The following is a 26,331-nucleotide window of genomic DNA, read 5'->3' as shown; positions in this document are numbered from 1 at the left end:
CTCACACCCAGCCGCACGCCGGGCCGTGAGCGACCGCAGATCGGAATTGATGCCGTGAACCCCCTGACCACCAGCGCCTTCGACCTTCCCGACCGGCTCTCCGCCAAGGCCGACCCGGCGCTGATCTCCGCCGACGAGCGGCACTTCGCCGCGATCGCGGAGTGCCTCGACCAGTCGATCGCGGAACTGACCGAGCGCCTCGACGCCGAGCGCAGGGCGCCCGGCGGCATCGGCCGGGCGGCGATGGACCGGGACACGGAGATCCACCGGCTGACCACACGGCTGCGCGCACTACGCCGCTTCGGCCTGGACCTGTGTCTGGGCCACATGGTGGACGCCGACACCTCCGAGCCCGTGTACATCGGGCGGCTCGGTCTCACCGACAGCACGGGCCGACGCCTGCTGCTCGACTGGCGCTCACCCGCGGCCGAGCCGTTCTTCGGCGCCACCCACGCCAACCCGATGGGTCTGGCGAGCCGCCGCAGGTACCGCTGGACGCGCGGCCGGATCAGCGACTACTGGGACGAGGTGTTCACCGCGGACGGCTTCGTCGGCCACGCGGCCCTCGACGACCAGTCCGCGTTCATCGCCAGCCTCGGCGGCAACCGCTCGGGCCGGATGCGGGACGTGCTCGGCACCATCCAGGTCGACCAGGACGCCATCATCCGCGCCGGTTCCCGAGGCGCCCTCGTCGTCGACGGCGGGCCGGGCACCGGCAAGACCGTCGTCGCCCTGCACCGCTCCGCCTACCTCCTCTACTCCGACCCGCGCCTCGGCCACCGCAGGGGCGGCGTCCTGTTCGTCGGCCCGCACCGGCCCTACCTGGACTACGTCGCCGACGTCCTGCCCAGCCTCGGCGAGGAGGGTGTGCAGACCTGCATCCTGCGGGACCTCGTCGCGGAGGGCGCCGCAGCGGTCGTGGAGACCGATCCGGAGGTGGCCCGGCTGAAGTCGTCCGTGCGGTTGGTGCGGGCGATCGAGCCGGCCGTCAGGTTCTACGAGGAGCCGCCCAGCCAGGGGATGACCGTCAAGACCCACTGGTCCGACATCCGGCTCAGCGCCGAGGACTGGGCCGTGGCGTTCGATGCGGCGGAACCCGGTGTTCCGCACAACGAGGCGCGTGAGCACGTCTGGCAGGAGCTGCTCACGATCCTGGTGGACAAGCACGACGACTCGGCCTCGGCGGAGGACGGCGCGGTCTCGCCCGAGCTGCTCCGCCGGTCGCTGCGGCAGAACAGGGAACTGCTCACGACCTTCAACCAGGCGTGGCCGCTGCTCGAAGCGGCCGACCTCGTCGGAGACCTGTGGACGGTACCGGCCTACCTGCGCAAGTGCGCCCCCTCACTGAGCCGCGACGAGGTTCAGCGGCTGCAGCGCGCGGACGCCCAGGCCTGGACCGTGTCCGACCTGCCGCTGCTGGACGCGGCACGGCAGCGGCTCGGCGACCCGGAGGCGGCGCGCCGCAAGCGCCGGCAGGAAGCCGCCGTCGCCGCCGAACACGCGCGCCGGACCGACGTCATCGACAGCCTGCTGCAGAACGTCGAGATCGACGAGAGCGAAGGCGCGATGGGGATGCTCCACGGACAGGACGTACGGGACGCCCTCGTCGACGAGGCCGCCCAGCCCGGCAGCGAACCCGACCTGCTCGCCGGGCCGTTCGCGCACATCGTCGTGGACGAGGCCCAGGAACTGACCGACGCGGAATGGCAGATGCTGCTGCTGCGCTGCCCGTCCCGGAGCTTCACCATCGTCGGTGACCGGGCCCAGGCTCGGCACGGGTTCACGGAGTCGTGGCAGGAACGGCTGAAGCGGATCGGCCTCGACCGCGTCAACCTCGCTTCTCTGACCGTCAATTACCGCACCCCGGAAGAGATCATGACGGAGGCCGAGCCGGTCATCCGTGCCGTGCTCCCGGACGCCAATGTGCCGACCTCGATCCGTAGCAGCGGCATTCCCGTCGTCCACGGATCCACCGCGGACCTGGAGTTGGTCCTGGACACCTGGCTCGCCGAGCACGCGGACGGGATCGGCTGTGTCATCGGTACGGCCGAGATGGACGCGGGCATCTTCCGGGCGAGGCCCCGCGTCCGGGCGCTGACTCCCGTGCTGTCCAAGGGACTTGAGTTCGACCTGGTCGTCCTCATCGACCCGGAGAAGTTCGGCGAGGGCATCGAGGGAGCCGTCGACCACTATGTGGCGATGACCCGGGCGACCCAGCGGCTCGTCGTCCTCACGAGCTCCTGACAACGGCCGGTGCGCGGCGGGTCCGAACCCGCCGCGCACCGGGCTCAGCCCGCCGCAGGAAGGGTGAACTCGTAGATCAGGGCGTCCTGTTGGGCCTCCACGACGAGGTCGGTGATCTCCAGCGGGCGGGCGTACTGGTCGTGCACGCGGCGGGTCACCCGTACCGAGGGCGCGTTCGCGACCTGGGTGATGGCGTCCCGGTGGTGCAGGGTCAGACCGGCTCGGCGCATCCAGTCGTAGGCGCGCCGGAGTTGGGCGGAGGCGGAGCCGTCGGCGCGGTCGCGGTAGCGGGCCAGTTCCTCCACCTCGGCCAGCGCCACCGCCGAGAAGGACGTGACGGCCGTCCGCAGTCCGCTGCCGTCGGCCGCCGCGGACGTGTAGTGGTGCACCAGCGTCGGGCGGTGCGGGGCGATGCCCAGGGCCTCGGCGTGGTCGGGCGGGGGAGTCTCCCAGGTGACGGTGGCCCGGTCGAAGCCGGACGGTTCCGGGCTGCGAGCGCCGACCGGGAAGGTGAGGGAGGACGGGTTCTCGACGGGGTGTCCGGTCAGGGTGGCGTGGCTGCCGCGCCGGTCGGTGGAGACCAGCCCTTCCCTGCGCAGCACCTCCAATGCCTGCCGTATGGTCTCCCGGCTGACCTGGAAGTGTTCGGCCAACTGCCGTTCTCCGGGCAGGCGTTCACCGGGCGGGATGGTGCCGTCGTGGAGTTCGCCGAGCAGTTGGGTGGCGACCTTGCCGTAGAGGGGCTGGTCGTCGGCGGTCGGGTGGTCGTGGGGGGTGGTGCGGGCCATGCCGCGCCTCCTGTTGGTGACAAGACTGAGGGCAGAACTGGTGACGATTCGTAGCCGTGCGGGCTCGTTGCGCGACCAGATCTAGCATTGGTCTAAACCACCAGGGAAGAGCGGCAGGGCAGTTAGGCCGAAACCGACCCGCGCCGATCACCGCTCACAGGGCGCTGTACACGGCCTCGATCAGGGTCATCTTCCGCGGGTCGTCGGCGATATGAGGCCCCATCCGGTTCGGCACATAGCCCACCGACACCCCCGCATCCGGGTCGGCCAGACCGAAGGAGCCGCCGAAGCCGTCGTGTCCGAAAGCCCTCGGGTCGGGGCCGTACGCGCCGTTCGGGCCGCTGAGCCACAGGCCGAGCCCGATCTCCGTGTCGCTGCCGAGACTCGGGCCCAGTACCAGGTCGCGGCAGCTGCCCTGCCCCTCGCGCACCCGCTCGGCCGCCTCGGGAGAGAGGACACGGTGGCCGTTGTAGGAGCCGCGTCCGGCGAAGACACCGTAGATCGCGGCCACGGCGCGTGCCGTGCCGTGGCCGTTCGCGGCCGGGATCTCCGCGGCGCGCCACTCCGGGGTGTTGGCGTCGGCCGTGCCCACAACCGGGTTGGTCAGCGCGGCGATGGCCGCGGGCGCCAACTGGCTGAAGATCGCGGCCTGTTCACTTGTCGACGTGGCGGGGGGTTGCACCAACTCGGCCGCCCGGCCGGACTCCTTCTCCGGCAGTCCGATGGTGAAGTCGATGCCGAGCGGGCCGGTGACCTCCCGCTCCAGGAAGGCGCTCGGGAGCAACCCCGAGACGCGGCGCACGACTTCGCCGACGAGGAAGCCGTAGGTGATCGCGTGGTACCCGGACCGCGTCCCCGGCTCCCACCAGGGCTCCATGGCCGCGAGCCGCGCGGTGGTCAACTCCCAGTCGTAGAGCTGCGCGAGGCAGTGCGGCTCGCGCAGGCCGGCCAGTCCCGCGCGGTGCGAGAGCAGGTGTCGTACGAGGACGTTCTCCTTGCCGGCGGCGGCGAACTCCGGCCAGTACGTGGCCACCGGGGCGTCGAAGTCGAGCAGGCCGCGGTCGGCGAGGATGTGGGCGCACAGGGCCACCGGGCCCTTCGTCGTCGACCAGACGTTGACCAGGGTGTCCTGCTCCCAGGGGCGGGTGCGGGCCGCGTCGGCCCAGCCGCCCCAGAGATCGACCACGGTCTCGCCGCCGACGGTGACGGTCACGGCGGCGCCCAGTTCGTCGCGGTCCCGGAAGTTCTCCTCGAACGCGGTGCGGACCGCCGAGAAGCGCGGGTCGCAGTGGCCGTCGACGGCTGGCTGGTGCTCGGACATGGGGCCTCCGTGGTGTGCCGGACGTCCGGGCCGCGACGCTGCGGCCCGGGCCCCCGAACGTACCGACTGGTCGGACTGGGGGAAAGGTGTGCGACGCGAGGTGCTGCGACCGGGACGTCGGTAAACCGGGCTCCAATACCGTGGAGTTTCGCCGGGAAACACCCACCTCACCTGTATCCCGAACTAACGGAGGAAGCCGAACCGTTGTGCCCGAGGTGCCCGTTTTCGGCGTTTCCCTTCCTCGGCCCCAGGGGCAGGCGCATAATCCTGCTACCGGTCGGCCGAGTGCTGCCGGGAGGGGGAAGAACGATGACGGGGATTACGCATTTACGGCGCTCTTTGTATGTGATCGCGGCGGCTGCGCTGGCGACCACCCTCAGTTGTGGAACCCCGGCGCAGAACCGGTCTTCCGCGGGCTCTTCGGAGACAGTGGGTACCGCGGGCAGTGCCCTGTCGGCTGGGACGACCACGACCGGAGCCCACTCCCCGGGCACCGGCGGGCCGAGGCCCGGACCTGAGACACCAGTCCCCACCACGGCGAAGACAAGACCTCGCATAGGCGTGAGCTGGCCGGGTTTCGGACCGACTTCAGAGCCGACCCAGTCCTCGACCTCGCCGTCCTCGCCGGTCGAGAGCAGCTCGGACGAATCCAGCTCCGAGGAGAGCGGCCAGGCTCCCTCGGGCGCCGCAGTGCGGGAATTCTCCCTGGACTGGTACACGCACCTCGTCGACGCGGAGTGCGATCAGATCCAGGACGAACAGGCACAGGACGGCCTGGGTGTTCTGCTGCGAGGTCTGCGCGCGGCCTGCCCCGCCATCACCGCCGACGGCGCCGCGGACTGGAATTCCGCGCAGGACGCCTATGACGCACTCTCCGCCGCCGGGGGAGTGACGGACGGAGGGTGCGAAGGACGGAACGGATATCTCCTGCTCCAGGAACTCGTGACCCTGCACCGCGCCCACCCGGACGCGAACTTCCAGATCGCCACGGGCGAGACCGGCCCCTACAGCGGTTGCTAGCCGCCGCCCATGAGCACTCCCGGACCACCGCAGCCCGCACCGCGTGGCTCCGTGTCCATCAGGTCCTTCGTTCTCCAGGCGGGAGCAGCCGTCGCCGCGCAGGTGTCACTTCTCGCGGCGCTGCTGTTCTATTTCGGCTGGAAGCGGAACCAGGCGTTCGCCGATTATCTCGGCTACGCGGAGAGCCAGCTCAATTCCTCCGCCCAGAGATATGTGCTCAGCAGCATTCCCGCACTCTTCGATCCGCTGCTGATCGCCGTTGGCGTCGCTCTGGTCTGGCGGATCGCCGATCCCGTGCTGGTGGGCCTGTGCACGGACAGCAGGAGATTCCGCGGCCGACTGTGTCTGGGACTGGTGTCGTGCGTCGCGACGGTTCCGCTCGGCACCTGGGCGTTCCTCAGACTTTCTCCGGGGTGGTGGGAACTGGGGCTCCCCGCCTCGCTCACCGTCGGGATCCTGCTGGCCTGTTGGGGTGGCGCGCTGTGGTCGAGAACGCACGAGAGCCCGGACTCCGACGACACCTCTGGCGGGGATGACGAGGGTTCTCCGGCGTCCCGGTGGGTGCTGTGGAGCGCCTCGACGAGCCTTTACGTCCTCGGGCTGGTCGTCGTCCTGCTCTTCTGGACGGCCGGCACCTTCGCCGAGATCCAGGGCCGGGGAGCCGCCGAGAACCTTGTGGCCAACCTTGGCCAGCGCGTCAGCGTGACCGTGTTCAGCGACAAGAACCTGCGGCTGGACGGTCTCCCCGGTGTCCGTCCCACCACGTTCCGCACCCCGGGTGCGTACCGCTTCCGTTACGAGGGACTCAAACTCGTCGCCTACTCCGACGGGAAGCTCTTCCTGATCCCCAGCGGATGGACGTACGACCACCCCGATGTCATCGTGCTGCCCGAACAGAGCGGCATCCGCGTGGAATACGTCTATCCATGACCTGCCCGGGCCGAGCACGACGCACCCCTCAGACGTACGACCGCAGCCACTCCAGCTTGGCCGCCTCCTGGTAAGGGCCGCCGCCCTCATGGTCGTTGAAGTCGTAGATCTCGATCTTCTTGTCCTCGTGCGCCCACGCGTTGAACGCGGCGAACACCGTCGAGGGCGGGCAGGTCTGGTCCTCCAGGCCCGCCGAGAAGAGGGCGGGGGCGCGGCCCCGGGACGCGAAGTGGACGCCGTCGAAGTACGAGAGCGTGCGCAGGACGTCGTCCGTGCGGCCGCGATGGGTCTTGAGGTAGCTGCCGATCTCGCGGTACGGATGACGGTCCGTGAGGCGCGCGGCGCGCGGGAAGTCGCACAGGAACGGCACGTCCGGCGCGATCCCCGCCAGGTCGCCGACCAGCCCGCCGACGGCGATGGTGATGCCGCCGCCCTGGCTCGCGCCGAGGGCCACCGTGCGCGCCGGATCGACCAGCGGGTGCGAACGGGCCGCCTCGACGGCTCGCACGCCGTCCGCGAACACCCGGCGGTAGTAGTAGTTCTCGGGGGCGTCGATGCCCCGGGTCATGAAGCCGGGATACGCGGGCGCGCCGCCCACCGGGTCCGGGGTGCCACCGCCGCCGCCCCACGCACTGCCCTGCCCGCGTGTGTCCATGATGAAGTGCGCGCGGCCCGTCGAGGCCCACAGCAGGTGCTCGTGGGGGAGGCCCCGCCCGCCGCCGTAGCCCACGAACTCCACGACCAGCGGCAGGGGTTGGGCCGCGTCGGCCGGCAGCCGCAGCCAGCCCTTCACCGGGTGACCGCCGAACCCGGCGAACGTCACGTCGTACACCCGCACCGTGGACAGTCCCGTGTCGACCGGTTCGAAGCGGGCGTCCAGATCGTGCTCGCGGGTCTCCCGGAGGGTCTTCGACCAGAAGGCGTCGAAGTCCTCGGGCTCGGCGGAATCGCTGCGGTACTCACGGAGTTCGTCGAGCGGAAGGTCGAACAGGGCCATCGGTGACCGCCTTTGCGCAGGGTGAGTGCGGATGATCACACCGTACGTGTGACATCGGAGGACTCGCCAGGCTCGTGCGGCGCCCCGCGTCTACCATGTCCGCATGTCGTCTGCCGTGGATCTGCTGGTCAAGGACGCCGAACTGCTCGTCGTGGACGGTGAGCGGGAGATCCCGGGCGGCTGGGTCGCCGTCACGGGTGGTCGGGTCACCGCTGTCGGCGCGGGAGGAGCCGAGCCCGAGGCGCGTGAGACCGTCTCCGCCGTCGGGCGCCTGGTCACCCCCGGCCTGATCAACACGCACCATCACATCTACCAGAACCTCACCCGCTCCTACGCCCCCGCCGTCAACGGCACCCTCTTCGACTGGCTGACCACGCTCTACCCGCTGTGGGCGAGCCTCGACGAGGAGGCCGCGTACGTGTCGGCGTACGTCGGCATGGCGGAACTCCTCATGGGCGGCTGCACCACGTCCTCCGACCACCTGTATGTGCATCCGCGCCCGTATCTGGTCGACGCCGAGATCCGCGCGGCCCGCGACATCGGCTTCCGCTTCCACGCGACGCGCGGTTCGATGACCCGTTCCGTCGAGGACGGGGGACTGCCGCCGAGGAGCGTCACGCAGAGCACGGACGAGGTGCTGGCCGACAGCGAGCGCTTGATCAAGGCCCACCACGACCCGGAACCGGGCGCGTTGATCCGGGTCGCGCTGGCCCCCTGCTCGCCGTTCTCGGTGACCAAGGACGTGATGACGGCGACCGCGGAACTCGCCGAGCGGTACGACGTACGCCTGCACACGCACCTCGCCGAGGACCGCGACGAGGACACGTACTGCCTGGAGACCTACGGCTGTCGGCCCGTCGAGTACTTCGAGGACACCGGGTGGATGAGCGACCGCACGTGGGTCGCGCACTGCATCTACCCGAACGACGACGAACTGCGCCGCCTCGCCGCCGCGGGCGTCGGTGTGGCGCACTGCCCGAGCTCCAACATGCTCATCGGGGGCGGTACGGCGCGGGTGAAGGAGATGCGCGAGCTGGGTCTGCCGGTGGGCATCGGGTGCGACGGGTCGGCGTCCACCGATCACGCCTCGCTGTGGATGGAGACGCGGGGCGCGCTGCTGCTGGGGCGGTATCGGGGCGGGCCCGGTGCGATGACCGCGCGGGATGCCCTCGACATCGCCACCCGGGGTTCGGCTCGGTGTCTGGGGCGGGCTGACGAGCTGGGGCATCTGCGGCCGGGGGCGTGTGCGGACCTCGTTGTCTGGGATCTGCACGAGGTCGCGCTGGCCGGAGCGGTGAGTGATCCCGTCGAGGCGTGGCTGCGGTGTGGGCCTGCGCGGGCGTGGACGACGATTGTGGGCGGCCGGGTGCTGGTGGAGCGGGGTGAGCCTGTGCTGGCGGGGTTGGGGGATGTGTTGCGGGATCACGGGCGGGTTGCTCGGCGGATGCAGGGGGCGGTGTAGAGGGGGAAGGGTAGGGAGACGGGGGCTGAGGGTGGGGTGAGGCGGGATGCCTCAACTTCCTTGCGGGGACGGACTGTTGGCGTGTGAGGGCGGTCGAGAGCTGGGCGCGGCTGACGCCGTCACATCGAGTCCGTCACGCTCGCCGTCGCGTCCACTGCGGTTCCGTCAGTGCCCAGTCCCGTTCCCATTCGTCCAACCGGTGCCGCAGCGCCACCCGTTGAGTCAGCGCCCGTACGAGGAGAACCAGGGCGACCACTCCGCCCGTCGTCCACACGCCGACGGTCAACGTGTGCTGCCAGACGGCCACTTGGCCCGGTGGCGGGGCGACGCTGTGGCCCTTGGCGTCGAGCCATACGGCCACCACGTCACCGCGTCCCGTGTCGGCCGGGACCGCGACCGTGGCCGTACGCGAGCCCTTGCCCGGTTCCGTCCAGCGCACCGCCACCGGGAAGGTGCGCGGGCGGTTTCCCTCGACCGAGGGGAGCTGGGCGGGCGGGTTGCCGATGACCTTCGCGTGGACGCGGTGGCGGTCGGCGCGCTGGGTCGCGGCGATGGTCCTGGCCTGGTCGTGGGCCCACAGGCCCGCGGCGGCGCCGACCAGGGGTGCGCCGACGAACAGCAGGAGGGTGACGGCCAGCGCCGTCCACGCCTCCACGACATCCGACCGGCGCCGCAGCGGATTCCGCCGTCGGCGTCGACTCCGTACCCGGGTCCGCATGTCGGTCTCCTCGCCGTCACCGGAGCCGAGGAACCGTAAGGCCGGAAGTCCCTTGTGGGGCCGGTCCGCCGCCGCCTCGACACCGCGCACGCATGCGAGCGTCCACACAAGAGTCGTACCCCCTCCGAGGTACTTCTCTCAACCGGAGCCGCGAGTGATCCTCAGCCGAAGCGCTCGATGCGGATGCGGTCGACCGGCTGGCCCGCCTCGACCAGCAGTCGTGAGGCATGCTCGGCGAAGCCGTTGGAGCCGCACACATAGGCCTCCCAGCCACCGGCGGGCTGCTCGGCCATGAGCGGGGCCACGTGTGCGGCGGCCATACGTCCCACCGGCACACCGTCCGGCGCACTGCGCGTGAAGACGGCCGTGGTCTCCGCGCCGTACTCCCGCGCGTAGATCAACTCCTCGGGACTGCGCGCCGACACCACCAGCCGCAGCGGTACGGAGAGGTCCCGCGCCCGGTGCTGCCGGAGCATCGACATCAGCGGTACGACCCCGGAGCCGGCGCCCAGCAGCAGTGCGGGCCGGTCGCCGGGCCAGGCGAAGAAGCCGCTCAGGGGGCCGCGGACCTCGACCTGGTCACCGGGCCGGGCCACCGTGTGGAACCATCCGGAGACCTCGCCGCCCTCGACGTGGTCCAGGGTGAGTTCCACGTGCCCGGCGTCGTCCGGGTGGGAGGCGATCGAGTAGTGGCGCTGGGCCACGTAGCCGTCCTCGGCGCGCAGCCGCAGCATCAGGTGCTGGCCGGGGAGATGGCCCGCCCAGCCGGGCACCGCGAAGCGGAACGTGGCCGCGTGCGGGGTCTCCCGGCGGATCTCCGTGAGCGTGGCGGTCTGCCACACGGCGGCGGCGCGGTTGCTCACGGCGATACGGCCCGGCACCGCGAACTTGGTGATGGGTGCGAAGGTGTCAGTCACCGGAGTACCGCTGTTCCTCCCAGGGGTTGCCCCGGGCGTGATAGCCGTTCTGCTCCCAGAAGCCGGGCTCGTCGTGGTCGAGGAGACGCAGGCCCGCGATCCACTTGGCGCTCTTCCAGAAGTACAGGTGCGGCACCAGCAGCCGGGCGGGGCCGCCGTGCTCGGCGGGCAGCGGCTCGCCGTCGTACTCCCACGCGATCCAGGCACGGCCGCCGGTCACGTCGGAGAGCGGGAGGTTCGTGGTGTACCCGGTGTGCGAGTACGCGACCACGTGGGTGGCCGACGCGTGGGGCCGCACGGCTTCGAAGAACGCGTCCAGCGAGACGCCCCCGAACCGCACCCCGAACTTCGACCAGCTCGTCACACAGTGGATGTCACCCTCGTAGGCCGACGCGGGCAGTTCGTGCGCCTGCGTCCAGTTCCAGGTGCGCGGCCGCTCCACCAGTCCGTCGACGCGGAACGTCCAGTCGGCGGGCGCGAGGTCGGGGGTGACCTCGGCGGACAGGACGGGCCAGTCGTCGCCCGCGTCGTACTGACCGGGCGGCAGGCCGGCGTCGGGGACGCGCGGGCGTCCGGTGAAACCTCGGGTGACGTGCATACGGGTGGAGCCTCCAGGTCGCTGCGGCGCGGGTCCGCCGGGCGAGCGTGATCAGTGGTTTCTCGTTTCAACGGTACGCGGCCACGAGGTATGCCCAGGTCCGAGGGGGACCGACGATCATTGCGGCCGTATGAACTCTCCGCGTGCGAGGGAATAGCCGTCCGGGGATCGACCTTGGTCTTCAGTGCGGCTTGAGTGCGGATAACCGGTGGTCGTGGTGTTGTCGTGACCACAGGTGATCCGGTGACTGCGAGGGAGAGTGAGGAAGCAGATGCCGAAGGCGTACGTGTTCACGCGTTACGGGGGACCCGAGACCGAGGCGCTCGTCGAGGTGGACCGGCCGAGCCCCGGCCCCGGTGAAGTCCTCGTCGCGGTGCGCGCGGCCGGGGTGAACCCGGTCGACTGGAAGCAGCGCAACGGCTACCGGCGGCCCGGCGAGACCGGCTCGCGCGCGTTCCCCGCGGTCTTCGGCCAGGAGGTGTCCGGAGTCGTACGGGAGATCGGTGCCGGAGTCGACGGGTTCGCCGTCGGCGACGAGGTGTTCGGCAGCACGGTGGCCGGCGGATACGCCGAGTACGCCCTGCTGACCGTCGCGGTCACCGCCCAGAAGCCCGCCGAGCTGTCGTTCACGGACGCCGCAACCCTGCCCGTCGCCGCCGCGACCGCGTACGACGGCATCCGCCAGCTCGCCCTGCCCGCCGGCGCGACCGTGCTGGTCACCGGCGCGGGCGGCGGTGTCGGTTCCGCGGCCCTGCAGATCGCCCGCGCGCTGGGCCTGCGTGCCGTGGGTGTGGCGAGCGAGGGCAAGAAGGACTTCGTGGAGTCGCTGGGCGCGGTGCACGTCCCCTCCGGACCCGACCTGGCCGCACGGGTACGGGCCGTCGCGCCCGACGGCGTCGACGGCGCCTACGACCTCGTCGGCGGTGAGGTGCTCGCCGAGGCCGCGACCCTCCTCACCGACCCCACGAAACTGGTCACCGCCGGTGCCCCGGCCCCCGAGGTCGAGAAGCTCGGCGGCGCCCGGGTCGAGCGGGCCCGCAACTCCGCCGTCCTCGACGCGCTCGCGGAACTCGTGGTCGACGGCAAGCTGGACCCGCACGTGACGCGGACCTTCCCGCTCGACCAGGCCGACGAGGCCCTGCGCACCGTCGAGGAGGGTCACGCCCGCGGCAAGATCGTGATCGAGGTCGCCGCATGAGCACGTCCGACGAACGTGTCCTCGACAACCCCGCCCGTGGCGCCCTCACCGGCCCGCACGCCCACTTCGCGGAGCGGCGCGGCCGGGTCCTGCGCTACCCGGTCGACGTGACCCCGTGGCTGGCCCTGCCCGACGAGCCCGACGTCGAGGACTGGGCGGATGTGGCCGCGCTCGCCGGACCCGGCGCCGAGATCGCGCTCTTCGGTTTCCGGGGGCAGGTCCCGGACGACTGGGAGATAACCCTCGACATGGACGGCGTGCAGATGGTCGACGACGGGCTGGCCGCGGGGCCGGACCCGGAGGCGGTCCTCCTCGGCCCCGCCGACGTCCCCGAGATGCTCGACCTGGTGGAACGGACCCGGCCCGGCCCCTTCCTGCCCCGCACCGTCGAACTCGGCACCTACCTCGGTATCCGCCGAGGCGGCGCCCTCGTCGCCATGGCCGGCGAACGGCTCCATCCCCCCGGCTGGACCGAGATCAGCGCCGTCTGCACCGACCCGGCCGTCCGCGGCGAGGGCCTTGCGAGCCGCCTGATCCTGGCCGTCGCGCACGGCATCCGTGAACGTGGCGAGACCCCGTTCCTGCACACCGGCGCGGGCAACACCAATGCCATCCGGCTGTACGAGTCCCTGGGTTTCCGGCTGCGCCGGACCACCGCGTTCCTCTTGGCGCGGGCGCCCGAGCACCTGACCCAGACGCGGGCCGTGGGGGTGTCGTAGAACGGGGTGTCGTAGAACCTGTCGTGGAACCGATGGGAGGGGCGGCCGTCAGTCGTCGGCCGTGGCTTCGCCCGGCCATGCGTTGTAGCGCTCCAGATAGCCGGCGAACCGCGTCAGGTCCTCCTCCGGCCAGTCCGCGAGCCGCTCCCGGAAGGCGGCCTGGCGGTTCTCGGTGACCTGGGCGAAGATCCGGCGGCCGGCGTCGGTGAGGTGCAGGACCTGGACGCGGTGGTCCTCGGGATCGAGGCGGCGTTCGATGAGGTCGGCGCGTTCCAGCGCGGCGACCTGACGGCTGACCGTGGACTTGTCGAGGGCGTAGTGCGCGGCGAGGTCGGTGGCCCGGCGGCCGTCGCGCTCCTCCAGGTGACTGAGCAAGGTGTACGACACCAGGGACAGCTCGGGGTGCAGACGGCCCGCCGAGGCCCGGGCGCGCCGGGCGAAGATCGTCATCTCGCGCTGGATGGTCTCCACGGCCTGGTCCGCTCGCACTGGGATCTCCCTCGCTGTCCTGGTTGTTGCAGAGTACAACTCAGCGGGGTGACCGGCCCCTCGCGGGCTCGGTGCTTGGGGTAGTGTTTCTTCCCGGTCGCGGACGGTCGCGGCCCTGAACTCCCGGGAGGTGAGTCCCATTTCCGCTGTGTCAGGTCGGGTGCTCTCATCTCAGGACAACGCGGATCGCCGCCAGTAGGTGACCGCGAGAGCGCCCTTCGGTTACCTCCCGAAAGGCCCTCGGCTTTCATGCCCTCTCTTTCCCCCGCCTCCGTCGTCGCCGCGCTCCGTGCGGCGGGCTGTGTCTTCGCCGAGGACGAGGCGCGACTGATCCTCTCGGCCGCGCGCACCCCGGACGAACTCGCCGTGATGGTGGACCGCCGCGTCACGGGGCTGCCCCTTGAACACGTCGTCGGCTGGGCCGAGTTCCGCGGTCTGCGCATTGCCGTGGAACCCGGCGTGTTCGTGCCCCGCCGCCGCACCGAGTTCCTCGTCGAACAGGCCCTCGCGCAGGCCCCGGACGCGTCCGTCGTCGTGGACCTGTGCTGCGGCTCCGGCGCGGTCGGTGCGGCGCTGGCCGCGGCTCTCGACGGGGTCGAACTGCACGCCGCCGACATCGACCCCACCGCCACGCGCTGCGCCGGCCGCAATATCGCGCCCTACGGCGGCCATGTCCACACGGGCGACCTGTTCACGGCGCTGCCCGCCACGTTGCGCGGCCACGTCGACATCCTCGCAGCCAATGTGCCGTACGTCCCCACGAACGAGGTCGGCCTGCTCCCCGCCGAGGCCCGCGACCACGAACCCCTGGTCGCCCTCGACGGCGGCACCGACGGCCTCGACATACTCCGCGAGGTCGCCACGGGGGTGCCCGGCTGGCTGGCGCCCGGCGGTTGCCTTCTTGTCGAGACGAGCGAACGTCAACTCCCTTCAGCGGTAAGGGCGTTCACGAGCGCCGGGTTGGAGACGCGGTCGGCTTACTCCGAGGAGTTGTACGCGAATGTTGTGATCGGGGTCAGGGGGGTGAGGGTGGGGGCGGTTGGGGCGTAATGCCGCGGGCGGGGTTGGGGTGTGGGGCTCGGGATGCGGGCGGGCGGGCTGGCTGCGGCGCTTGGGCTGTGGTCGCCGCGTCCCCAGGGGGCCGGGGCCTCGGCTGCCCGGTCTGTCCCGTCCGTCGCCGGGACCTTTGTGGTCGAAGGTGCCGATGAAAGCTCGGCTGGCGGTTCGGATGTCGGCCAGGTTGTAGCGCCCCTGTCGGATGGGCTGAGCGCCGGGCTCGGGGCGCGGTCGCTCGGGCCGCCTCTGGGGCCCTCGCGGTCGACTGTGCGCGTGGAGAAGCCCTGTCGCCGGTGCGGCGTCGGCGACAGGGCGAGCCCGATCAGGTTGTAGCGCCGCCGCCGGATGGGCTGGGCGCGGGGCTCGGGGCGCCGTTGGACGGATTGGGTGAGGCGTTCGGGCCTTGGTCGCCGCGGCCCCACGGGCCTCGGGCGCCCGGTCCGACGCGGTCGGCGCCCGGGCCCTTGCGGTCGATGATGCCCTTGAAGGCTCGGTCGGCCGTGCGGGTGCCGGTGTCGGAGCGGGTGCCGGTCAGGGAAGCCGTCTCGCCCTTTTTGAGAGCTGCGGTGCCCTTGGGTGTGGCGTCGGAGCCCACCGTCCACGTCCATGACGTGCCGTCGTCGCTCTTGACGGTGATCTGGTCGCCGTCGACCTTCGTGACCGTTCCGCGCTGCCAGATGCGGACGACCCACTTGCCGGTGGTGCTGTCCTTGACCGTGGCCTCGCCGTGGACGGCGGCGCCGCCGAGGCCGAAGCCCCCGCCGTGCCGGAAGCCGGGTCCGCCGGGCGACGGGAGTCCCGACGGGGTCCCGGCGGCGGCCGGTACGGCGTTGTCGCCCGAACCTCCCGAGGTCGCCGCGTAGGCGACGGTCCCGCCGAGCGCCAGTATGCCCACGGTGGCCACGGCGATCACCGCGCGGGCCCGTCGCGAACGCCGGTGCCACAGCCGGTCGATGCCTACGGGCTCGCGCTCCGCTCCGCCGGGGCCCGTGAGGACCTCCCACTCGGGCGCGTGGTCGGGCATCGGAGGTACTGCCGCCGAACTGTCGTCGGCTTCGTGCTCAGGATCGTGCGTCACGGCTCGCTCCCTAGGCCCCGCGCGCGGCATCCCACCGGCACGCCTGTCTGTGATTCTCCGGGGCGGCCGATAAAGAACCGGTAATAAATCCCTGTGAATCCCGGGCCCGTGGACCCGTCTCACTCTCAGCTCTCCTCCATCGGCCTTTATGCAACTAGTTGCATAATCGCCTCCCCGTCCTCTACAACAGAGGCACGACACCGCGCATGGAGGGCCCGATGAGCCGTTACCCGCACCTGCTGAACCCGCTCGACCTGGGCTTCACCACGTTGCCCAACCGCGTCCTCATGGGCTCCATGCACGTCGGCCTGGAAGAAGCCGAGCGCGGTTTCGAGCGCATGGCGGAGTTCTACGCCGCACGCGCGCGTGGCGGAGTCGGCCTGATCGTCACCGGTGGCATCGCACCCAACGAGGCGGGCCGGCCCTACGAGGGCGGCGCCAAGCTCACCACCGACGCCGAGGCCGCGCAGCACAGCGAGATCACCGCCGCCGTGCACCGCGAGGGCGGGCGGATCGCGATGCAGATCCTGCACTTCGGGCGCTACGCCTACCACCAGGACCTCGTCGCGCCGAGCGCCCTCCAGGCGCCGATCAGCCCCTTCCCGCCCCGCGCGCTCACGGACGACGAGGTCGAGCAGACCATCGAGGACTACGTCCGCGCGGCCCGCCTCGCCCGGCAGGCCGGGTACGACGGCGTCGAGATCATGGGCTCCGAGGGCTACCTCATCAACGAGTTCATCGCCGTACAGACCAACCACCGCGACGACCGCTGGGGCGGCTCGTACGAGAACCGGATGCGCTTCCCCGTCGAGATCGTGCGCCGGGTGCGCGAGGCGGTCGGCGAGGACTTCATCATCGTCTACCGGCTGTCGATGCTGGACCTGGTGCCGGGCGGCTCCACGCTCGACGAAGTCATCAGGCTGGCCAAGGCGGTTGAGGCCGCCGGGGCGACCATCATCAACACCGGCATCGGCTGGCACGAGGCCCGCATCCCGACCATCGCGACCTCGGTGCCGCGCGGGGCGTACACCTGGGTGACCAAGAAGCTGATGGGCGCGGTCTCGATCCCGCTCGTCACCACGAACCGCATCAACACCCCTGAGATCGCCGAGCAGTTGCTCGCCGACGGGTTCGCCGACATGGTGTCGATGGCCCGCCCGATGCTCGCCGACCCGGACTTCGTCGCCAAGGCCGCGGCCGGCCGTTCCGACGCGATCAATACCTGCATCGGCTGCAACCAGGCCTGCCTCGACCACACGTTCAGCGGCAAGATCACCTCCTGCCTGGTCAACCCGCGCGCCTGCCACGAGACCCAACTCGTCCTCGCACCGACGCGGTTGCGCAAACGCGTCGCGGTGGTGGGTGCGGGCCCGGCCGGTCTGGCGTGCGCGGTCTCGGCCGCCGAACGCGGTCACGAGGTGACGTTGTACGACGCCGCGAGCGAGATCGGCGGACAGCTCAACGTCGCCCGACAGGTCCCGGGCAAGCAGGAGTTCGACGAGACGCTGCGCTACTTCCGCACGCGGCTCGACGAGCACGAGGTCGACGTGCGCCTCAACACGCCTGTGGCGGCAGGGGACTTGAGCGCCTACGACGAGGTCGTCGTCGCCACCGGCGTCAGCCCGCGCACCCCCGACATCCCCGGCGTCGACCACCCCAGCGTCGTCGGTTACCTCGACGTCCTGCGCGACCGTGTTCCCGTCGGCGACCGCGTCGCGATTCTCGGTGCGGGCGGCATCGGCTTCGACGTCGCCGAGTTCCTCACGGACGGCGGCGACAAGGCGAGCGAGGACCCGGCGACGTACTTCCGCGCCTGGGGCGTCGACATGGACTACGCGGCCCCCGGCGGCCTCACCGCCCCCGAGCGCCCCGCCCCGCCCCGCAGCGTCCACCTCCTCCAGCGCAAGGCGACCAAGGTCGGCGCCGGCCTCGGCAAGACCACGGGCTGGATCCACCGCACCGAACTCAAGCACCGGGGCGTCACCATGGTCCCGGGGGTCCAGTACGACCTGATCGACGACGCCGGACTGCACGTCACCGTCGACGGCCGCTCCACCGTCCTGGAGGTCGACACGGTCGTCCTGTGCACGGGCCAGGACCCGCGCCGCAACCTCTACGACGAGTTGACCGCCGCCGGCCGCACCGTCCACCTCATCGGCGGCGCCGACGTGGCCGCCGAACTCGACGCCAAGCGCGCCATCAAGCAGGGCACCGAGGTCGCGGCCGCCCTCTGAGGCCCGGGGCCCGTCCCTAGGATGACCTCCATGTCACTCCCGCACGCGATCCTCACCGCCCTTCTGGAGAAGCCGTCCTCAGGTCTCGAACTGACCCGGCGCTTCGACCGGTCGATCGGTTACTTCTGGTCGGCGACGCACCAGCAGATCTATCGCGAGCTGGGAAAACTGGAGGCCGAGGGTCAGATCAGGGCGCTCGCGTCCGAACAACCCGCCCGCGGCCAGAAGAAGCGCTACGAGGTCCTGCCCGCGGGCCGCGCCGAACTGGCCCGCTGGACCGCGTCCTCCCAGGACCCCAAGCCGCACCGCGACGTGATGCTGCTGCGGCTGCGCGCGGCGGCGGTCGTCGGCACGGACGGCATCGAGGACGACCTGCGCCGCCATCTCGCCCTGCACCAGCGGCAGTTGGCGGAGTACGAGGAGATCGAGAAGCGCGACTTCCCGCCCGGCCGGGACAGCGCCCAGGACAGGCTCCAGCACCTCGTGCTGCGCGCCGGCATCGACCTGGAGACCTTCTGGACGCAGTGGCTCACCCACGCGATCGAGGAGTTCGCCGAGCTGCCGTAGGACTGGCCGTGAAGATCCGGTCGAGGTGGTGGTGCAGCACCCCCATCGCCGACTCCGCTGTCCGCTGGCCCACGAGGATGCTCGTTCCCATGGCCGCGGTCATGGCCAGGAGGCTGATCGCCTCCCTGCGGGTGTCGACCTCGCGGTCCGTCAGACCGGCTTCCTGCGCCTGGCGGAGGAGGTCGGTCAGGGCGTTCTCGGCGGCGTCGGGCCGGTCGACGAAGGGCTCGGCGGCGAGTGCCTTGTCGGTCACGGAGAGGATCGCGTACGAGGTGTAGAGGAGGTGGAAGGTACGGGACTCCTCGTCGGTCGGGAGCGAGGCCAGGAGCAGCGCCTCGACGGTCGCGCGGGGGCCCGGGGTTCCTCCGGTGTCGCGGAGGCGGGCGTCGACGCGTGCGGTGAAGCGGTCGGTCAGGTGCTGGAGGCCGTAGAAGAGCAGCTTCTCCTTGGTCTGGAAGTAGTACTGCACCAGCCGAAGGGACACCTCGGCCTCGGCTGCCACGTCTCGCATGCCGACGGCGTGCAGTCCGCGTCGGCCGGCCACGCGGATGAGGGCCTCGGCGATCTGGGTGCGCCGCTCGTCGTGGTCCACGCGCTTCGGCATGGGTCGTGTCTCCGCCCGTCGTTGGTGGGTTCGGGGTGCAGGTCCCCGGAACCCCTTCCTGGCCTCGGTGGCCTTTATGGTACCGCCGTATCATCATCATGGTACGGTCGTATCACGAAGAACGGATCTCCCGGAGGTGCCCTCGGTGCCAGCGAACACCGCCCTGGCCGGCCCGCGTCGCGATGTCGGCCGGTATGTGAACGACGCCTTGCGCGACCGGTACTTCGCCGCGTGTGACGCCCTCTACGCCATGGGCGCGCCGGCCCGGTTCGAGACGGACGTGGAGACGGGTTTCGGGACGACGCATGTCTATCGGTACGGCCCCGTGGACCCCGCGGCCGAGTCCCGCACGCCGGTCGTGCTGATCCACGGTTCCGGGGGCTGCTCCGCCCAGTGGTACCCCAACACCCCCGGGCTCAGCGCCGAACGCCCCGTGTACGCGCTCGACACCCCCGGCGACCCCGGACGCAGCGTCCAGCGCGAACCGATGTGGCAGCCCGAACGCGCGGCCCAGTGGCTCGACGAGGCACTCGACGGGCTCGGCCTCGACCGGGTCCACCTCGTCGGTTCCTCCTACGGCGGCTGGTTGGCGCTCAACCAGGCGCACCGCCGACCGGGCCGGCTCGCCTCGGTCACCCTGCTCGACCCCGGCGGCCTGGAGAAGGTGGGCCTGCGCTTCTACACCTGGATCTTCATCAGCCTCTTCGCGACGTTCGCCCCCAAGGCGCTGCGCCCTCGCCTCGCCGCGTGGTTGGAACAGCCGGTCCTCGTCGTACCCGAGCTGCGCGCGATGGTCAGGGCGAGCGTCCGCGCCTTCCGGATACGCCGTCCCGCGCCGTTGCCCCTGACCGAGGGGGAGTTGGGGACCATCCGTACCCCGCTCTACCTCGTCCTCGGCAAGCGCAGCCTGCTGGTGCACCCCGAACGCCAACGGGAGCGGGTGCCCCGCCTGGTCCCCGGGGCCCGCGTCGAGGTCATCACCGACACCGGGCACGGTCCCGCGATCGACCACCCGGAGCTGCTCGACGCCAAGATGCTGAGCTTCATGGACGACGTGGACGTGGATGACGTCGACCCGCCGGGCGCGGCCTCGGGCGCCTGACCGAGTTGCCCGCGGCGGTGCGGTGACATGGAGGAGGGGCCGCCGATGGGGAGGCCCCTCCTGAGCGTGGACGATCAGAGGCGGTACGGCTTCGCGCGCCTGCGCAGGAACCAGGCCGTCGCGATGACGCCGACTCCGACCAGGCCTCCGCCCGCCGCCAGGGTGAGGGGGCCGTAGTCCTTGGTGGCGCCGCCGAGGCCGCCCATGACACCGCGTGTGGGGGAGGCCGTGGCGGTGACCGTGGGGGTGGTTGCCTTGGACACGATCACGGACTGGGTGCCCGCGGGTGTGCTGGCGTTCTGGCACATGACGATGATGGTGTAGGTGCCCGGGGTGACGTTGGTCCAGGCGGTGGACTGGCTGACGGTTGTGCCCGCCAGGGTCGCCTTCCGTCCCTCGGCGAAGCTCCCCTGGCTGCTGGTGAGGAGTGAGCCGGTGCCCCAGACGCCGGTGGTCCGGTTCTGGGAGCACGCGCTGGTTGTGACCGAGACCGTGGTCCCGGTCGTGCTCACGGAGATCCCGGACGCCGCGCCGGCGGTTCCGGCGGTCAGGGCGAGGGGGAGAGCGGCGGCGGCTGTCACGGTCAGGCCGGAGCGGAGTAGTAGCTGAAAAGTGCGCATGGAACTGCCCTCCGGCGGCACGGTTGGCGGAACATCCCTTGCGCCGCCGGGATCGGGAAACGGCCGTGCTGCCTCCAAGGAAGCCAACGTGTTCCCGGGCGGTCCCGCACGCGGACGGGGACCGGGCAGGTGACGGATTCCTTCGTCCGGCGCAGGGGTGATGCCCTGTCAGGGGTGGGCGGCGGCGCCGGACCGGAGGATCCCGTGGCGGGCTGCCCACTGCGCGCAGCCCGAGAACGCGCTCACCGTCCGCCGGTTCACACCTCGCCGCTGTCGGGGCCCAGGACGGGAGGCAGCCAGGGCTGCGCCGGTGGGACGGGCTGCGCCGGTGGAATGGGCTGCGCCGGTGGGACAGACCCCGACGAGCGGACGATCTCGCCGTGGGCCAGCCAGCGGAACAGGGCGAAGTGGTACGGAGCGGGCCAGACGCGCAGGGCGACCGCGGGAATGCTCCCCATGGTGAGGTACACCGAGGCCCCGTCACAGCTGGACATCCGGATGTCCTCGAACCACAGATCGATCCACTGGTGTTGCCCCTGCACCGAGAACCGGCGATTCGTGAGGTACATGCGGCCGCCGTCGACAACGCGGAAGCGCGGTGCGGCCTCCGACGCCGCCCGCTGACGACGGGCGTGGTTGCCGATCATGCTGCCCACGACCAGGGCGATACCGATGGCGCCCGATCCGGAGGCGGAGGTGTGCGTGTACATCCCGTCGCCCTCCAGGTACTGGAGGACCTGGGTGTTCTCCTGGCTGTAGCAGCTCTCGTTCGGCCCCAGGTGGAACGGCGCCCGCATCTCCGGCGGCCGCCAGCCCGAACTCAGTCCGTCGGCCAGCCGGTCTCCCGCGGCAATCGCCATCCTCCGGTCCTCGTCCGACTGTTGCCAGTACCAGTCATTCATCAGTTCCCCGATCCCGTGCTGTTCTTGCGTGGTCATGCGATGCGGCGCGTGGGGGGACGCCAGTGGCGCCATCAGGACTGAGACGGCACGAGGAGACCTGGGCACCGCAGGGGAGCCGGCTGCGGTGGAGCATGCCGGTGGCCTGGTTCCATGTGCTCACCCGGCCCCTTCTGAACGATGGCACTGCCGTCGCCGTGGCCCATCACACCTGACCGCGACCCATGTCCCCCGGGGGTCTACGGCGCACTTCATCGCCGGGCCGTGGGTACCGCCCGGGAAGGTCACCGCGCCCTCGGTGAAGTCGGCCGGCCACGCTCCGTCGGGTGCGGCCACGGCGGTGAAGCACCGGTCCGGGGCAGTCGTCCGACTGAGGAGCCGTCCGCCGTCCGGTCCCGTCGGGGAAGAGCACCGGTACGCGCTTGTCCATGCTGCGGGTCCAGTCGCGCGTCCGGGCGGTGAGAAGGTGAGACGCCGGACGATCGCGCCGCCGCCGCTTGCGGCCAGGGACATCACGCGTAATCGCCCGCTGCGGGTCACGAACGCGAGGCGGTCGGACCCGGGCAGCGCTGCGGAGAGTCGGCCGATCGTCCGCTCGCTGGAGACCTCGGCGCCCATGAGTGCGTGAATGACGGTCGCATGACCGAGCTCGGCGTCCTTCTCAGGCTGGCTCGAACATTGATCATCGAACACCAGCAGTCCCCCGCTCAACTGCGTTCGTCCTCGTACAGGTTGAACATCCCGTTAGATCCCCAGTTGCAAGGCTAAAGCGGGAGAAAAACCGGTAGACGACTCTTGGGGAAACCGTGATGCAACCTACGGCGTGGCTGCCTCGCCCGTCGTCACGGTCCGCTCCGCCGAGAACCCACCCCACGTACCGTCCGGCAACCGCGCCCTCAGCCGCACCCGATGGCTGACCCTGGCATCCCGGCCGACGTAGAAGCTGTACTTCGCGTGATCGCGCGGTGCGCTCCCGCCCCAGACCAGGGAGGTGGCCGGCTGTCCGTCGAGGTGGATCTGGTACTCCGGGACCAACCCGTCCGTGCGTGGCGGTACCCAGGACAGGTCGATGTAGTACGCCCCGTCGTCGCCCTTGTGCGTCGTCGCGCGGAAGTCCGTGGGGGCCGTGCCGCTTCCGTCGTCGGTGCCTGGCGCGGTGGTCAGCGGAACGGCTGTGCTCGCCGGCGAGAGATTGTCGGCGGCGTCACGCGCTCGCACGGTGAAGGAGTACCGCGTGCTCGGCCGCAGCCCCGTGACCACGGTCGCCGTTTGGGCTCCGCCCACGCTGTGGATCTTCGCGCCGCCCTGATAGACGTCGTACGACACCACGCCTCGGTCGTCCTTCGAGGCGCTCCAGGAGAGCTGGACCGCTCGGCTGCCGATGACGCGGCCCTGCGGTGCGCCCGGGCGGGTGGGTGCCGAGTGGTCCGCCGCGACGGCGACCGGTGTCTTCGCCCGGACCTCCCGGCTGCGTGGGCCCAGGCGGCCGTCGGTGTCCCTGGCCCGCACCGTGAAGGAGTAGACGGTGGCGGGTCGGAGCCTGGTGACGTCCACCATGTGCTCGGAACCCGCCACTTCCTTCACCTTCGTAGCGCCCCGATATATCTCGTAGGTGCCGACGGCCGGGTTCGCCGTCACCGCGTCCCACATGACGTGCACGCTGGTCGCGCTGCCGGCCGCGGCCGTGACTCCGGCCGGGGCGCCAGGAGCGTGGCCGTCTTCCTCGTCGCCCGTGCCGCAGGACGTGAGCAGGAGGAGCGCGGCGCAGACCATCGCCGTACGGGGGAGAGCTGAGGCGGCACGGACGCGTCGCACGATTCTGCCTCCCCGGCATTGCGTGGGCACCAGCCGACGGTAAAGGTCCGGACCAATATGGCCCGGCTGGTGCGACCGCATCAAGAGGGGCGCCGCCGCCGACCGGTCAGGGGCATTACGTATGCTGAAGTCCTCACGGCTGAACTCGCCCCTGTTGGTGGGCAGTTCATGCCGGTGGCGCGGACCGCTGTCGTCGCTGATCCCGCGCCGGCGCGGGCGGCCGGGTGACCGGAGCCGACACGGGCTCAGGTCCCCGGCCCCCGTCGGGAGTTTGGGCGTGCACCGTCCGGCCCCCTACCGGTGGCGGCTCGATCGGGCCGGTACCAGGGTGGGCTGAGTGTCCGTCAGATCCCCCAGGAGAGGGTCCCTATCGTGCGTGTCCAGTCGCTGACGCTGGCCGCGGCCGGCGCCGCCCTGCTCGCCCCGACCACGCTGCCCGCCACACCCGTCGCGTACGTCCGCCCGCAGGCGGGGCCGGTGGCGCTGCGCGAGGGCGACGTCCGCGCCGCCGATCTGCTCGCCAAGGTGCGTGACTGCGTGCCCGTCTCGCGCGGCCGGTACCGCAGTGACGACGGGGAGCGCGCGACGATCCCGGTCTGCGGCACCAAGGAGGCCGTCTACTGGAAGGCCGACCTGGACATCGACTGCGACGGTCAGGCGGGCGCCCGCTGCAACGCGCGCACCGACCCGCTCTTCTCCTCCATGACGGCGTACCAGCAGTCCGACGGCCGCTATCTGAACGCCGAACGGCTCCCGTACATCGTGGTCCCCGCCGCCAGCGCCCTCTGGAACCACCGGGACCACGGCGTCCGCGGCGGTTCCGTCGCCGCCGTCGTCTACCGGGACCGGGTGCAGTACGCCGTCGTAGGAGACGTCGGGCCGCACGACATCATCGGCGAGGCGTCGTACGCCACGGCCAAGGGCCTCGGCATCCGCACCGACCCGCGCGGGGGCGGGACGGACGCCGGGGTCACCTACATCGTGTTCAAAGACTCGCAGGTGAAGCCGATCGAGGATCATGCGGCGGCCGTGGAGACCGGGCAACGGCTGGCGCGGCTCTTCGTGGCCGCCGACTGAACCCCGCGTCCGGGCAGTGCGGGGCCGTCAGACCGCCGACCAGCCGTCGTCGACGGGCAGGATCACGCCGTTGATGTTGCTCGCCGCGTCCGAGGCGAGGAACACGATGGCGGCGGCCTGTTCCTCGGGCTGCGCCAGGCGGCCGACATTGACGAAGTGCGGGCCGAGCGCCGCCGGGCCGAGCGCCTCGCGGTCGGCGTCCACAGAGATGTTGGTCGCCGTGCCGCCCGGGGCGATGGCGTTCGCGCGGATGCCCTGCTTGCGGTACATCACCGCGAGGTTCTTGGTCAGGCCGACCACCCCGTGCTTCGAGGCCGTGTAGGCGGCGCCCGCCGCGCTGCCCCGCAGGCCCGCCTCGGACGCGGTGTTCACGATCGCGCCCCGGCCCGCCGCCAGCATGTGCGGCAGCACGGCTCGGGTGAGCAGGAAGGGAGCGGTCAGGTTGACCCGGATGACGCGCTCCCACTCCGCGTCGTCCACGTCCGCCAGTGCCGACATGCGGTCCATGATCCCGGCGTTGTTCACGAGCACGTCGATCCCGCCGAACCGTTCCACGGCGGTCGCCGCCACCTCGTCGACGACCGCCTGCTCGCTCAGGTCGCCGGTGACCGCGACGGCGGTGCCGCCCGCCTGCTCGATCTCCTTGACGGTCGCGTCGGCGCCGTCGGCGTTCAGATCGGCCACCAGAACCTTGGCGCCCTCCGCGGCGAAGGCCAGAGCGGCGGCACGGCCGATGCCCGAGCCCGCTCCGGTGACGATGACGCCGCGTCCGTCGAGTCCACTGGTCATGGGTTGCTCCTGTCCTGGGTGCGAGGGGCTCCGCAGCGCGAGGGCTCTGCGCCGCCCGGGGTCTCCCCACCATACGACTTAATGTCGTCGAGTGACATAAAGTCATGGTGGAGAATCCCCGGAGGTCACGACCGCAGTCGGAGGGGAACTGATGACCGCATCCAGCGGACGCACGGGACGACCGCCTCTCACCGAGGCACGCAAGGCCGAGATCCGCCTGGAGATCGCCCGGGCCGCGGTGGAGCTGTTCGTGGCCCAGGGCGTCGCGGCGACCACCGGCGAACAGATCGGCCAGGCGGTCGGCGTCTCCGCCCGCACGGTGTGGCGTTACTTCCCGAGCAAGGAGAGTTGCGTACGACCGCTCTTCTCGGCGGGTATCGATGTGATCGCCGCCCGCCTGCGGGAGTGGCAGCCGGGCCACCCCCTCTCCGAACTCTTCGACCCGACCCTCGCGACCGGCCTCCTCGCCGCCACCGGCCCCGACGGCGCCACCGGCAGCGCCCTGGTCCGCCTAACCCGCACCGAACCGGGCCTGCGCGCGATCTGGCTCCAGACCTACGACGAGGCAGAACCGGCGTTCGCCCGAGCCCTGGCCGACCGGGCCGGCCTACCGCACGACGACCTGCGGCCCATGATCCAGGCGGCGATGCTCAATGCGGCGTTGCGCGCGGCGGTGGAGCGGTTCGCGTGGAGTGTGGGCGAGTCCGTGACGGGTACTGCGGAGGACCTGGCGGTGGGGGAAGCGGAAGTGGCGGAGACGCTGCGCTCGGCGTTGGTGATTGCGGCGGAGGGGGTTTCTTAGGTGCCGTAGGGGGTGTGGGACTTGGGGTGCCTCGGGGTGCCTCGGGGCGGGGCGGGGCAGGACCGGGGCGAGGGCGGGCGCGACTGCGGCTTGGCCCGGGAGTACCGGCGTGCTTGGTCAGGCGGTGTCGGTGGGTGGAGCGCGGCCGGGCGGTTCGGTGCGGGGCTCGGGCCAGCAGTGTCGGCCTATGAGTCAGGCTGGTGGGTTTGGCCGGGGTGACCGGCCCATGGCTGCCGCCGAGCGCCGAGCGCCGGACACGGGTTGGCTCCCTTATCGCGCCGCACGCC

The 26,331-nt window shown here is 71.3% G+C and carries 25 protein-coding genes; 12 read left to right on the top strand and 13 right to left on the bottom strand.

Going from position 1 to position 26,331, the window contains the following annotated elements; genetic code table 11:
• The first annotated feature begins 54 nt into the window (after positions 1 to 54).
• Positions 55 to 2,244, top strand: coding sequence for an RNA polymerase recycling motor ATPase HelR (gene helR / locus ACIBK4_RS37860; protein ID WP_399002432.1), 2,190 nt, complete (start codon positions 55 to 57; stop codon positions 2,242 to 2,244).
• A 44-nt stretch (positions 2,245 to 2,288) separates the two neighbouring features.
• Here the strand turns inward: helR and ACIBK4_RS37855 are convergent, their stop codons facing one another.
• Entirely contained in the window at positions 2,289 to 3,032 is a 744-nt protein-coding gene (locus ACIBK4_RS37855) for a GntR family transcriptional regulator (RefSeq protein ID WP_399002430.1), read from the bottom strand.
• Positions 3,033 to 3,186: 154 nt separating this feature from the next.
• Positions 3,187 to 4,353, bottom strand: a complete 1,167-nt coding sequence (locus ACIBK4_RS37850; RefSeq protein WP_399002429.1) for a serine hydrolase domain-containing protein — start codon at positions 4,351 to 4,353, stop codon at positions 3,187 to 3,189.
• Between the two features lie 561 nt (positions 4,354 to 4,914).
• Between ACIBK4_RS37850 and ACIBK4_RS37845 the strand changes: the two genes are divergently transcribed.
• Together ACIBK4_RS37845 and ACIBK4_RS37840 are read left to right on the top strand one after the other, a co-directional pair.
• The gene (locus tag ACIBK4_RS37845) at positions 4,915 to 5,373 is read left to right on the top strand and encodes a hypothetical protein (protein ID WP_399002428.1); all 459 of its coding nucleotides are present in this window, start codon (positions 4,915 to 4,917) and stop codon (positions 5,371 to 5,373) included.
• A gap of 9 nt (positions 5,374 to 5,382) precedes the next feature.
• Complete coding sequence (locus tag ACIBK4_RS37840) at positions 5,383 to 6,303, top strand: hypothetical protein (RefSeq protein ID WP_399002426.1); 921 nt, start codon at positions 5,383 to 5,385, stop codon at positions 6,301 to 6,303.
• 28 nt (positions 6,304 to 6,331) lie between these two features.
• Here the strand turns inward: ACIBK4_RS37840 and ACIBK4_RS37835 are convergent, their stop codons facing one another.
• The gene (locus ACIBK4_RS37835) at positions 6,332 to 7,300 is read right to left on the bottom strand and encodes an acetylxylan esterase (protein ID WP_399002424.1); all 969 of its coding nucleotides are present in this window, start codon (positions 7,298 to 7,300) and stop codon (positions 6,332 to 6,334) included.
• A 103-nt stretch (positions 7,301 to 7,403) separates the two neighbouring features.
• On the opposite strand from ACIBK4_RS37835, the gene ACIBK4_RS37830 reads away from it, so the two are divergent.
• Complete coding sequence (locus tag ACIBK4_RS37830; protein ID WP_399002422.1) at positions 7,404 to 8,762, top strand: 8-oxoguanine deaminase; 1,359 nt, start codon at positions 7,404 to 7,406, stop codon at positions 8,760 to 8,762.
• Between the two features lie 133 nt (positions 8,763 to 8,895).
• On the opposite strand, the gene ACIBK4_RS37825 is transcribed toward ACIBK4_RS37830, so the two are convergent.
• The 3 genes from ACIBK4_RS37825 to ACIBK4_RS37815 form a co-directional block, all read right to left on the bottom strand.
• Positions 8,896 to 9,570 carry a hypothetical protein gene (locus ACIBK4_RS37825; protein ID WP_399002420.1) on the bottom strand — a complete coding sequence of 225 codons (675 nt, stop codon included), beginning with the start codon at positions 9,568 to 9,570 and terminating at the stop codon, positions 8,896 to 8,898.
• 71 nt (positions 9,571 to 9,641) lie between these two features.
• Entirely contained in the window at positions 9,642 to 10,397 is a 756-nt protein-coding gene (locus ACIBK4_RS37820; protein ID WP_399002418.1) for a ferredoxin reductase, read from the bottom strand.
• Positions 10,390 to 10,995: a sulfite oxidase-like oxidoreductase gene (locus ACIBK4_RS37815; protein ID WP_399002416.1), complete on the bottom strand. Its 606-nt coding sequence runs from the start codon at positions 10,993 to 10,995 to the stop codon at positions 10,390 to 10,392. The genes ACIBK4_RS37820 and ACIBK4_RS37815 overlap by 8 nt, the downstream gene beginning before the upstream one ends.
• A gap of 271 nt (positions 10,996 to 11,266) precedes the next feature.
• On the opposite strand from ACIBK4_RS37815, the gene ACIBK4_RS37810 reads away from it, so the two are divergent.
• Both ACIBK4_RS37810 and ACIBK4_RS37805 read left to right on the top strand, forming a co-directional pair.
• Positions 11,267 to 12,193 carry an NADP-dependent oxidoreductase gene (locus tag ACIBK4_RS37810; RefSeq protein WP_399002414.1) on the top strand — a complete coding sequence of 309 codons (927 nt, stop codon included), beginning with the start codon at positions 11,267 to 11,269 and terminating at the stop codon, positions 12,191 to 12,193.
• Entirely contained in the window at positions 12,190 to 12,912 is a 723-nt protein-coding gene (locus ACIBK4_RS37805) for a GNAT family N-acetyltransferase (protein ID WP_399002412.1), read from the top strand. Before ACIBK4_RS37810 ends, ACIBK4_RS37805 begins: the two co-directional genes overlap by 4 nt.
• Before the next feature lie 48 nt (positions 12,913 to 12,960).
• Here the strand turns inward: ACIBK4_RS37805 and ACIBK4_RS37800 are convergent, their stop codons facing one another.
• Positions 12,961 to 13,362 (bottom strand): MarR family winged helix-turn-helix transcriptional regulator, encoded by a 402-nt coding sequence (locus tag ACIBK4_RS37800; RefSeq protein WP_399002927.1) that lies wholly within the window; start codon positions 13,360 to 13,362, stop codon positions 12,961 to 12,963.
• A 288-nt stretch (positions 13,363 to 13,650) separates the two neighbouring features.
• Here ACIBK4_RS37800 and ACIBK4_RS37795 point away from each other — a divergent pair, with 288 nt between their 5' ends.
• Positions 13,651 to 14,451 (top strand): putative protein N(5)-glutamine methyltransferase, encoded by an 801-nt coding sequence (locus tag ACIBK4_RS37795; RefSeq protein ID WP_399002410.1) that lies wholly within the window; start codon positions 13,651 to 13,653, stop codon positions 14,449 to 14,451.
• A 328-nt stretch (positions 14,452 to 14,779) separates the two neighbouring features.
• Here ACIBK4_RS37795 and ACIBK4_RS37790 read toward each other — a convergent pair whose 3' ends face one another.
• On the bottom strand, positions 14,780 to 15,535 hold the full coding sequence (locus ACIBK4_RS37790) for a hypothetical protein (protein WP_399002408.1): 756 nt from the start codon (positions 15,533 to 15,535) through the stop codon (positions 14,780 to 14,782).
• 218 nt (positions 15,536 to 15,753) lie between these two features.
• Between ACIBK4_RS37790 and ACIBK4_RS37785 the strand changes: the two genes are divergently transcribed.
• Both ACIBK4_RS37785 and ACIBK4_RS37780 read left to right on the top strand, forming a co-directional pair.
• A complete protein-coding gene (locus ACIBK4_RS37785; protein WP_399002406.1) occupies positions 15,754 to 17,769 on the top strand; it encodes an FAD-dependent oxidoreductase in 2,016 nt (671 codons plus the stop codon).
• 30 nt (positions 17,770 to 17,799) lie between these two features.
• A complete protein-coding gene (locus ACIBK4_RS37780; RefSeq protein WP_366430373.1) occupies positions 17,800 to 18,336 on the top strand; it encodes a PadR family transcriptional regulator in 537 nt (178 codons plus the stop codon).
• Here the strand turns inward: ACIBK4_RS37780 and ACIBK4_RS37775 are convergent.
• Positions 18,299 to 18,940 carry a TetR/AcrR family transcriptional regulator gene (locus ACIBK4_RS37775; RefSeq protein WP_399002404.1) on the bottom strand — a complete coding sequence of 214 codons (642 nt, stop codon included), beginning with the start codon at positions 18,938 to 18,940 and terminating at the stop codon, positions 18,299 to 18,301. The genes ACIBK4_RS37780 and ACIBK4_RS37775 overlap by 38 nt on opposite strands.
• A gap of 145 nt (positions 18,941 to 19,085) precedes the next feature.
• Here ACIBK4_RS37775 and ACIBK4_RS37770 point away from each other — a divergent pair, with 145 nt between their 5' ends.
• On the top strand, positions 19,086 to 20,042 hold the full coding sequence (locus ACIBK4_RS37770; protein ID WP_399002402.1) for an alpha/beta fold hydrolase: 957 nt from the start codon (positions 19,086 to 19,088) through the stop codon (positions 20,040 to 20,042).
• Positions 20,043 to 20,116: 74 nt separating this feature from the next.
• On the opposite strand, the gene ACIBK4_RS37765 is transcribed toward ACIBK4_RS37770, so the two are convergent.
• The 3 genes from ACIBK4_RS37765 to ACIBK4_RS37755 all read right to left on the bottom strand — a co-directional run bounded on the left by ACIBK4_RS37765 (position 20,117) and on the right by ACIBK4_RS37755 (position 23,334).
• A complete protein-coding gene (locus ACIBK4_RS37765) occupies positions 20,117 to 20,662 on the bottom strand; it encodes a hypothetical protein (protein ID WP_366430376.1) in 546 nt (181 codons plus the stop codon).
• A gap of 257 nt (positions 20,663 to 20,919) precedes the next feature.
• A complete protein-coding gene (locus tag ACIBK4_RS37760) occupies positions 20,920 to 21,522 on the bottom strand; it encodes a hypothetical protein (protein WP_399002399.1) in 603 nt (200 codons plus the stop codon).
• An 855-nt stretch (positions 21,523 to 22,377) separates the two neighbouring features.
• Positions 22,378 to 23,334: a fibronectin type III domain-containing protein gene (locus ACIBK4_RS37755; RefSeq protein WP_399002925.1), complete on the bottom strand. Its 957-nt coding sequence runs from the start codon at positions 23,332 to 23,334 to the stop codon at positions 22,378 to 22,380.
• Between the two features lie 414 nt (positions 23,335 to 23,748).
• Between ACIBK4_RS37755 and ACIBK4_RS37750 the strand changes: the two genes are divergently transcribed.
• Positions 23,749 to 24,453 (top strand): glycoside hydrolase family 75 protein, encoded by a 705-nt coding sequence (locus tag ACIBK4_RS37750; RefSeq protein ID WP_399002397.1) that lies wholly within the window; start codon positions 23,749 to 23,751, stop codon positions 24,451 to 24,453.
• Between the two features lie 27 nt (positions 24,454 to 24,480).
• Here ACIBK4_RS37750 and ACIBK4_RS37745 read toward each other — a convergent pair whose 3' ends face one another.
• Positions 24,481 to 25,242, bottom strand: coding sequence for an SDR family NAD(P)-dependent oxidoreductase (locus ACIBK4_RS37745; protein WP_399002395.1), 762 nt, complete (start codon positions 25,240 to 25,242; stop codon positions 24,481 to 24,483).
• 151 nt (positions 25,243 to 25,393) lie between these two features.
• Here ACIBK4_RS37745 and ACIBK4_RS37740 point away from each other — a divergent pair, with 151 nt between their 5' ends.
• The gene (locus tag ACIBK4_RS37740) at positions 25,394 to 26,044 is read left to right on the top strand and encodes a TetR/AcrR family transcriptional regulator (protein ID WP_399002393.1); all 651 of its coding nucleotides are present in this window, start codon (positions 25,394 to 25,396) and stop codon (positions 26,042 to 26,044) included.
• Positions 26,045 to 26,331 lie beyond the last annotated feature (287 nt).

The organism is Streptomyces sp. NPDC050528 (assembly GCF_044457795.1).
Lineage (GTDB): Bacteria > Actinomycetota > Actinomycetes > Streptomycetales > Streptomycetaceae > Streptomyces.
This window is presented reverse-complemented; position numbering and strand designations above follow the sequence as displayed.

Bases quoted from the DNA above. Each gene is read 5' to 3' on its own strand.
- ACIBK4_RS37855 (WP_399002430.1), bottom strand. From the start codon at position 3,032: ATGGCCCGCACCACCCCCCACGACCACCCGACCGCCGACGACCAGCCC.
- ACIBK4_RS37840 (WP_399002426.1), top strand. From the start codon at position 5,383: ATGAGCACTCCCGGACCACCGCAGCCCGCACCGCGTGGCTCCGTGTCC.
- ACIBK4_RS37830 (WP_399002422.1), top strand. From the start codon at position 7,404: ATGTCGTCTGCCGTGGATCTGCTGGTCAAGGACGCCGAACTGCTCGTC.
- ACIBK4_RS37775 (WP_399002404.1), bottom strand. From the start codon at position 18,940: ATGCCGAAGCGCGTGGACCACGACGAGCGGCGCACCCAGATCGCCGAG.
- ACIBK4_RS37800 (WP_399002927.1), bottom strand. From the start codon at position 13,362: ATGACGATCTTCGCCCGGCGCGCCCGGGCCTCGGCGGGCCGTCTGCAC.
- ACIBK4_RS37815 (WP_399002416.1), bottom strand. From the start codon at position 10,995: ATGCACGTCACCCGAGGTTTCACCGGACGCCCGCGCGTCCCCGACGCC.
- ACIBK4_RS37760 (WP_399002399.1), bottom strand. From the start codon at position 21,522: ATGGCGATTGCCGCGGGAGACCGGCTGGCCGACGGACTGAGTTCGGGC.
- ACIBK4_RS37745 (WP_399002395.1), bottom strand. From the start codon at position 25,242: ATGACCAGTGGACTCGACGGACGCGGCGTCATCGTCACCGGAGCGGGC.
- ACIBK4_RS37805 (WP_399002412.1), top strand. From the start codon at position 12,190: ATGAGCACGTCCGACGAACGTGTCCTCGACAACCCCGCCCGTGGCGCC.
- ACIBK4_RS37795 (WP_399002410.1), top strand. From the start codon at position 13,651: ATGCCCTCTCTTTCCCCCGCCTCCGTCGTCGCCGCGCTCCGTGCGGCG.
- ACIBK4_RS37765 (WP_366430376.1), bottom strand. From the start codon at position 20,662: ATGCGCACTTTTCAGCTACTACTCCGCTCCGGCCTGACCGTGACAGCC.
- ACIBK4_RS37835 (WP_399002424.1), bottom strand. From the start codon at position 7,300: ATGGCCCTGTTCGACCTTCCGCTCGACGAACTCCGTGAGTACCGCAGC.
- ACIBK4_RS37850 (WP_399002429.1), bottom strand. From the start codon at position 4,353: ATGTCCGAGCACCAGCCAGCCGTCGACGGCCACTGCGACCCGCGCTTC.
- ACIBK4_RS37780 (WP_366430373.1), top strand. From the start codon at position 17,800: ATGTCACTCCCGCACGCGATCCTCACCGCCCTTCTGGAGAAGCCGTCC.
- ACIBK4_RS37785 (WP_399002406.1), top strand. From the start codon at position 15,754: ATGAGCCGTTACCCGCACCTGCTGAACCCGCTCGACCTGGGCTTCACC.
- ACIBK4_RS37755 (WP_399002925.1), bottom strand. From the start codon at position 23,334: ATGGTCTGCGCCGCGCTCCTCCTGCTCACGTCCTGCGGCACGGGCGAC.
- ACIBK4_RS37740 (WP_399002393.1), top strand. From the start codon at position 25,394: ATGACCGCATCCAGCGGACGCACGGGACGACCGCCTCTCACCGAGGCA.
- ACIBK4_RS37810 (WP_399002414.1), top strand. From the start codon at position 11,267: ATGCCGAAGGCGTACGTGTTCACGCGTTACGGGGGACCCGAGACCGAG.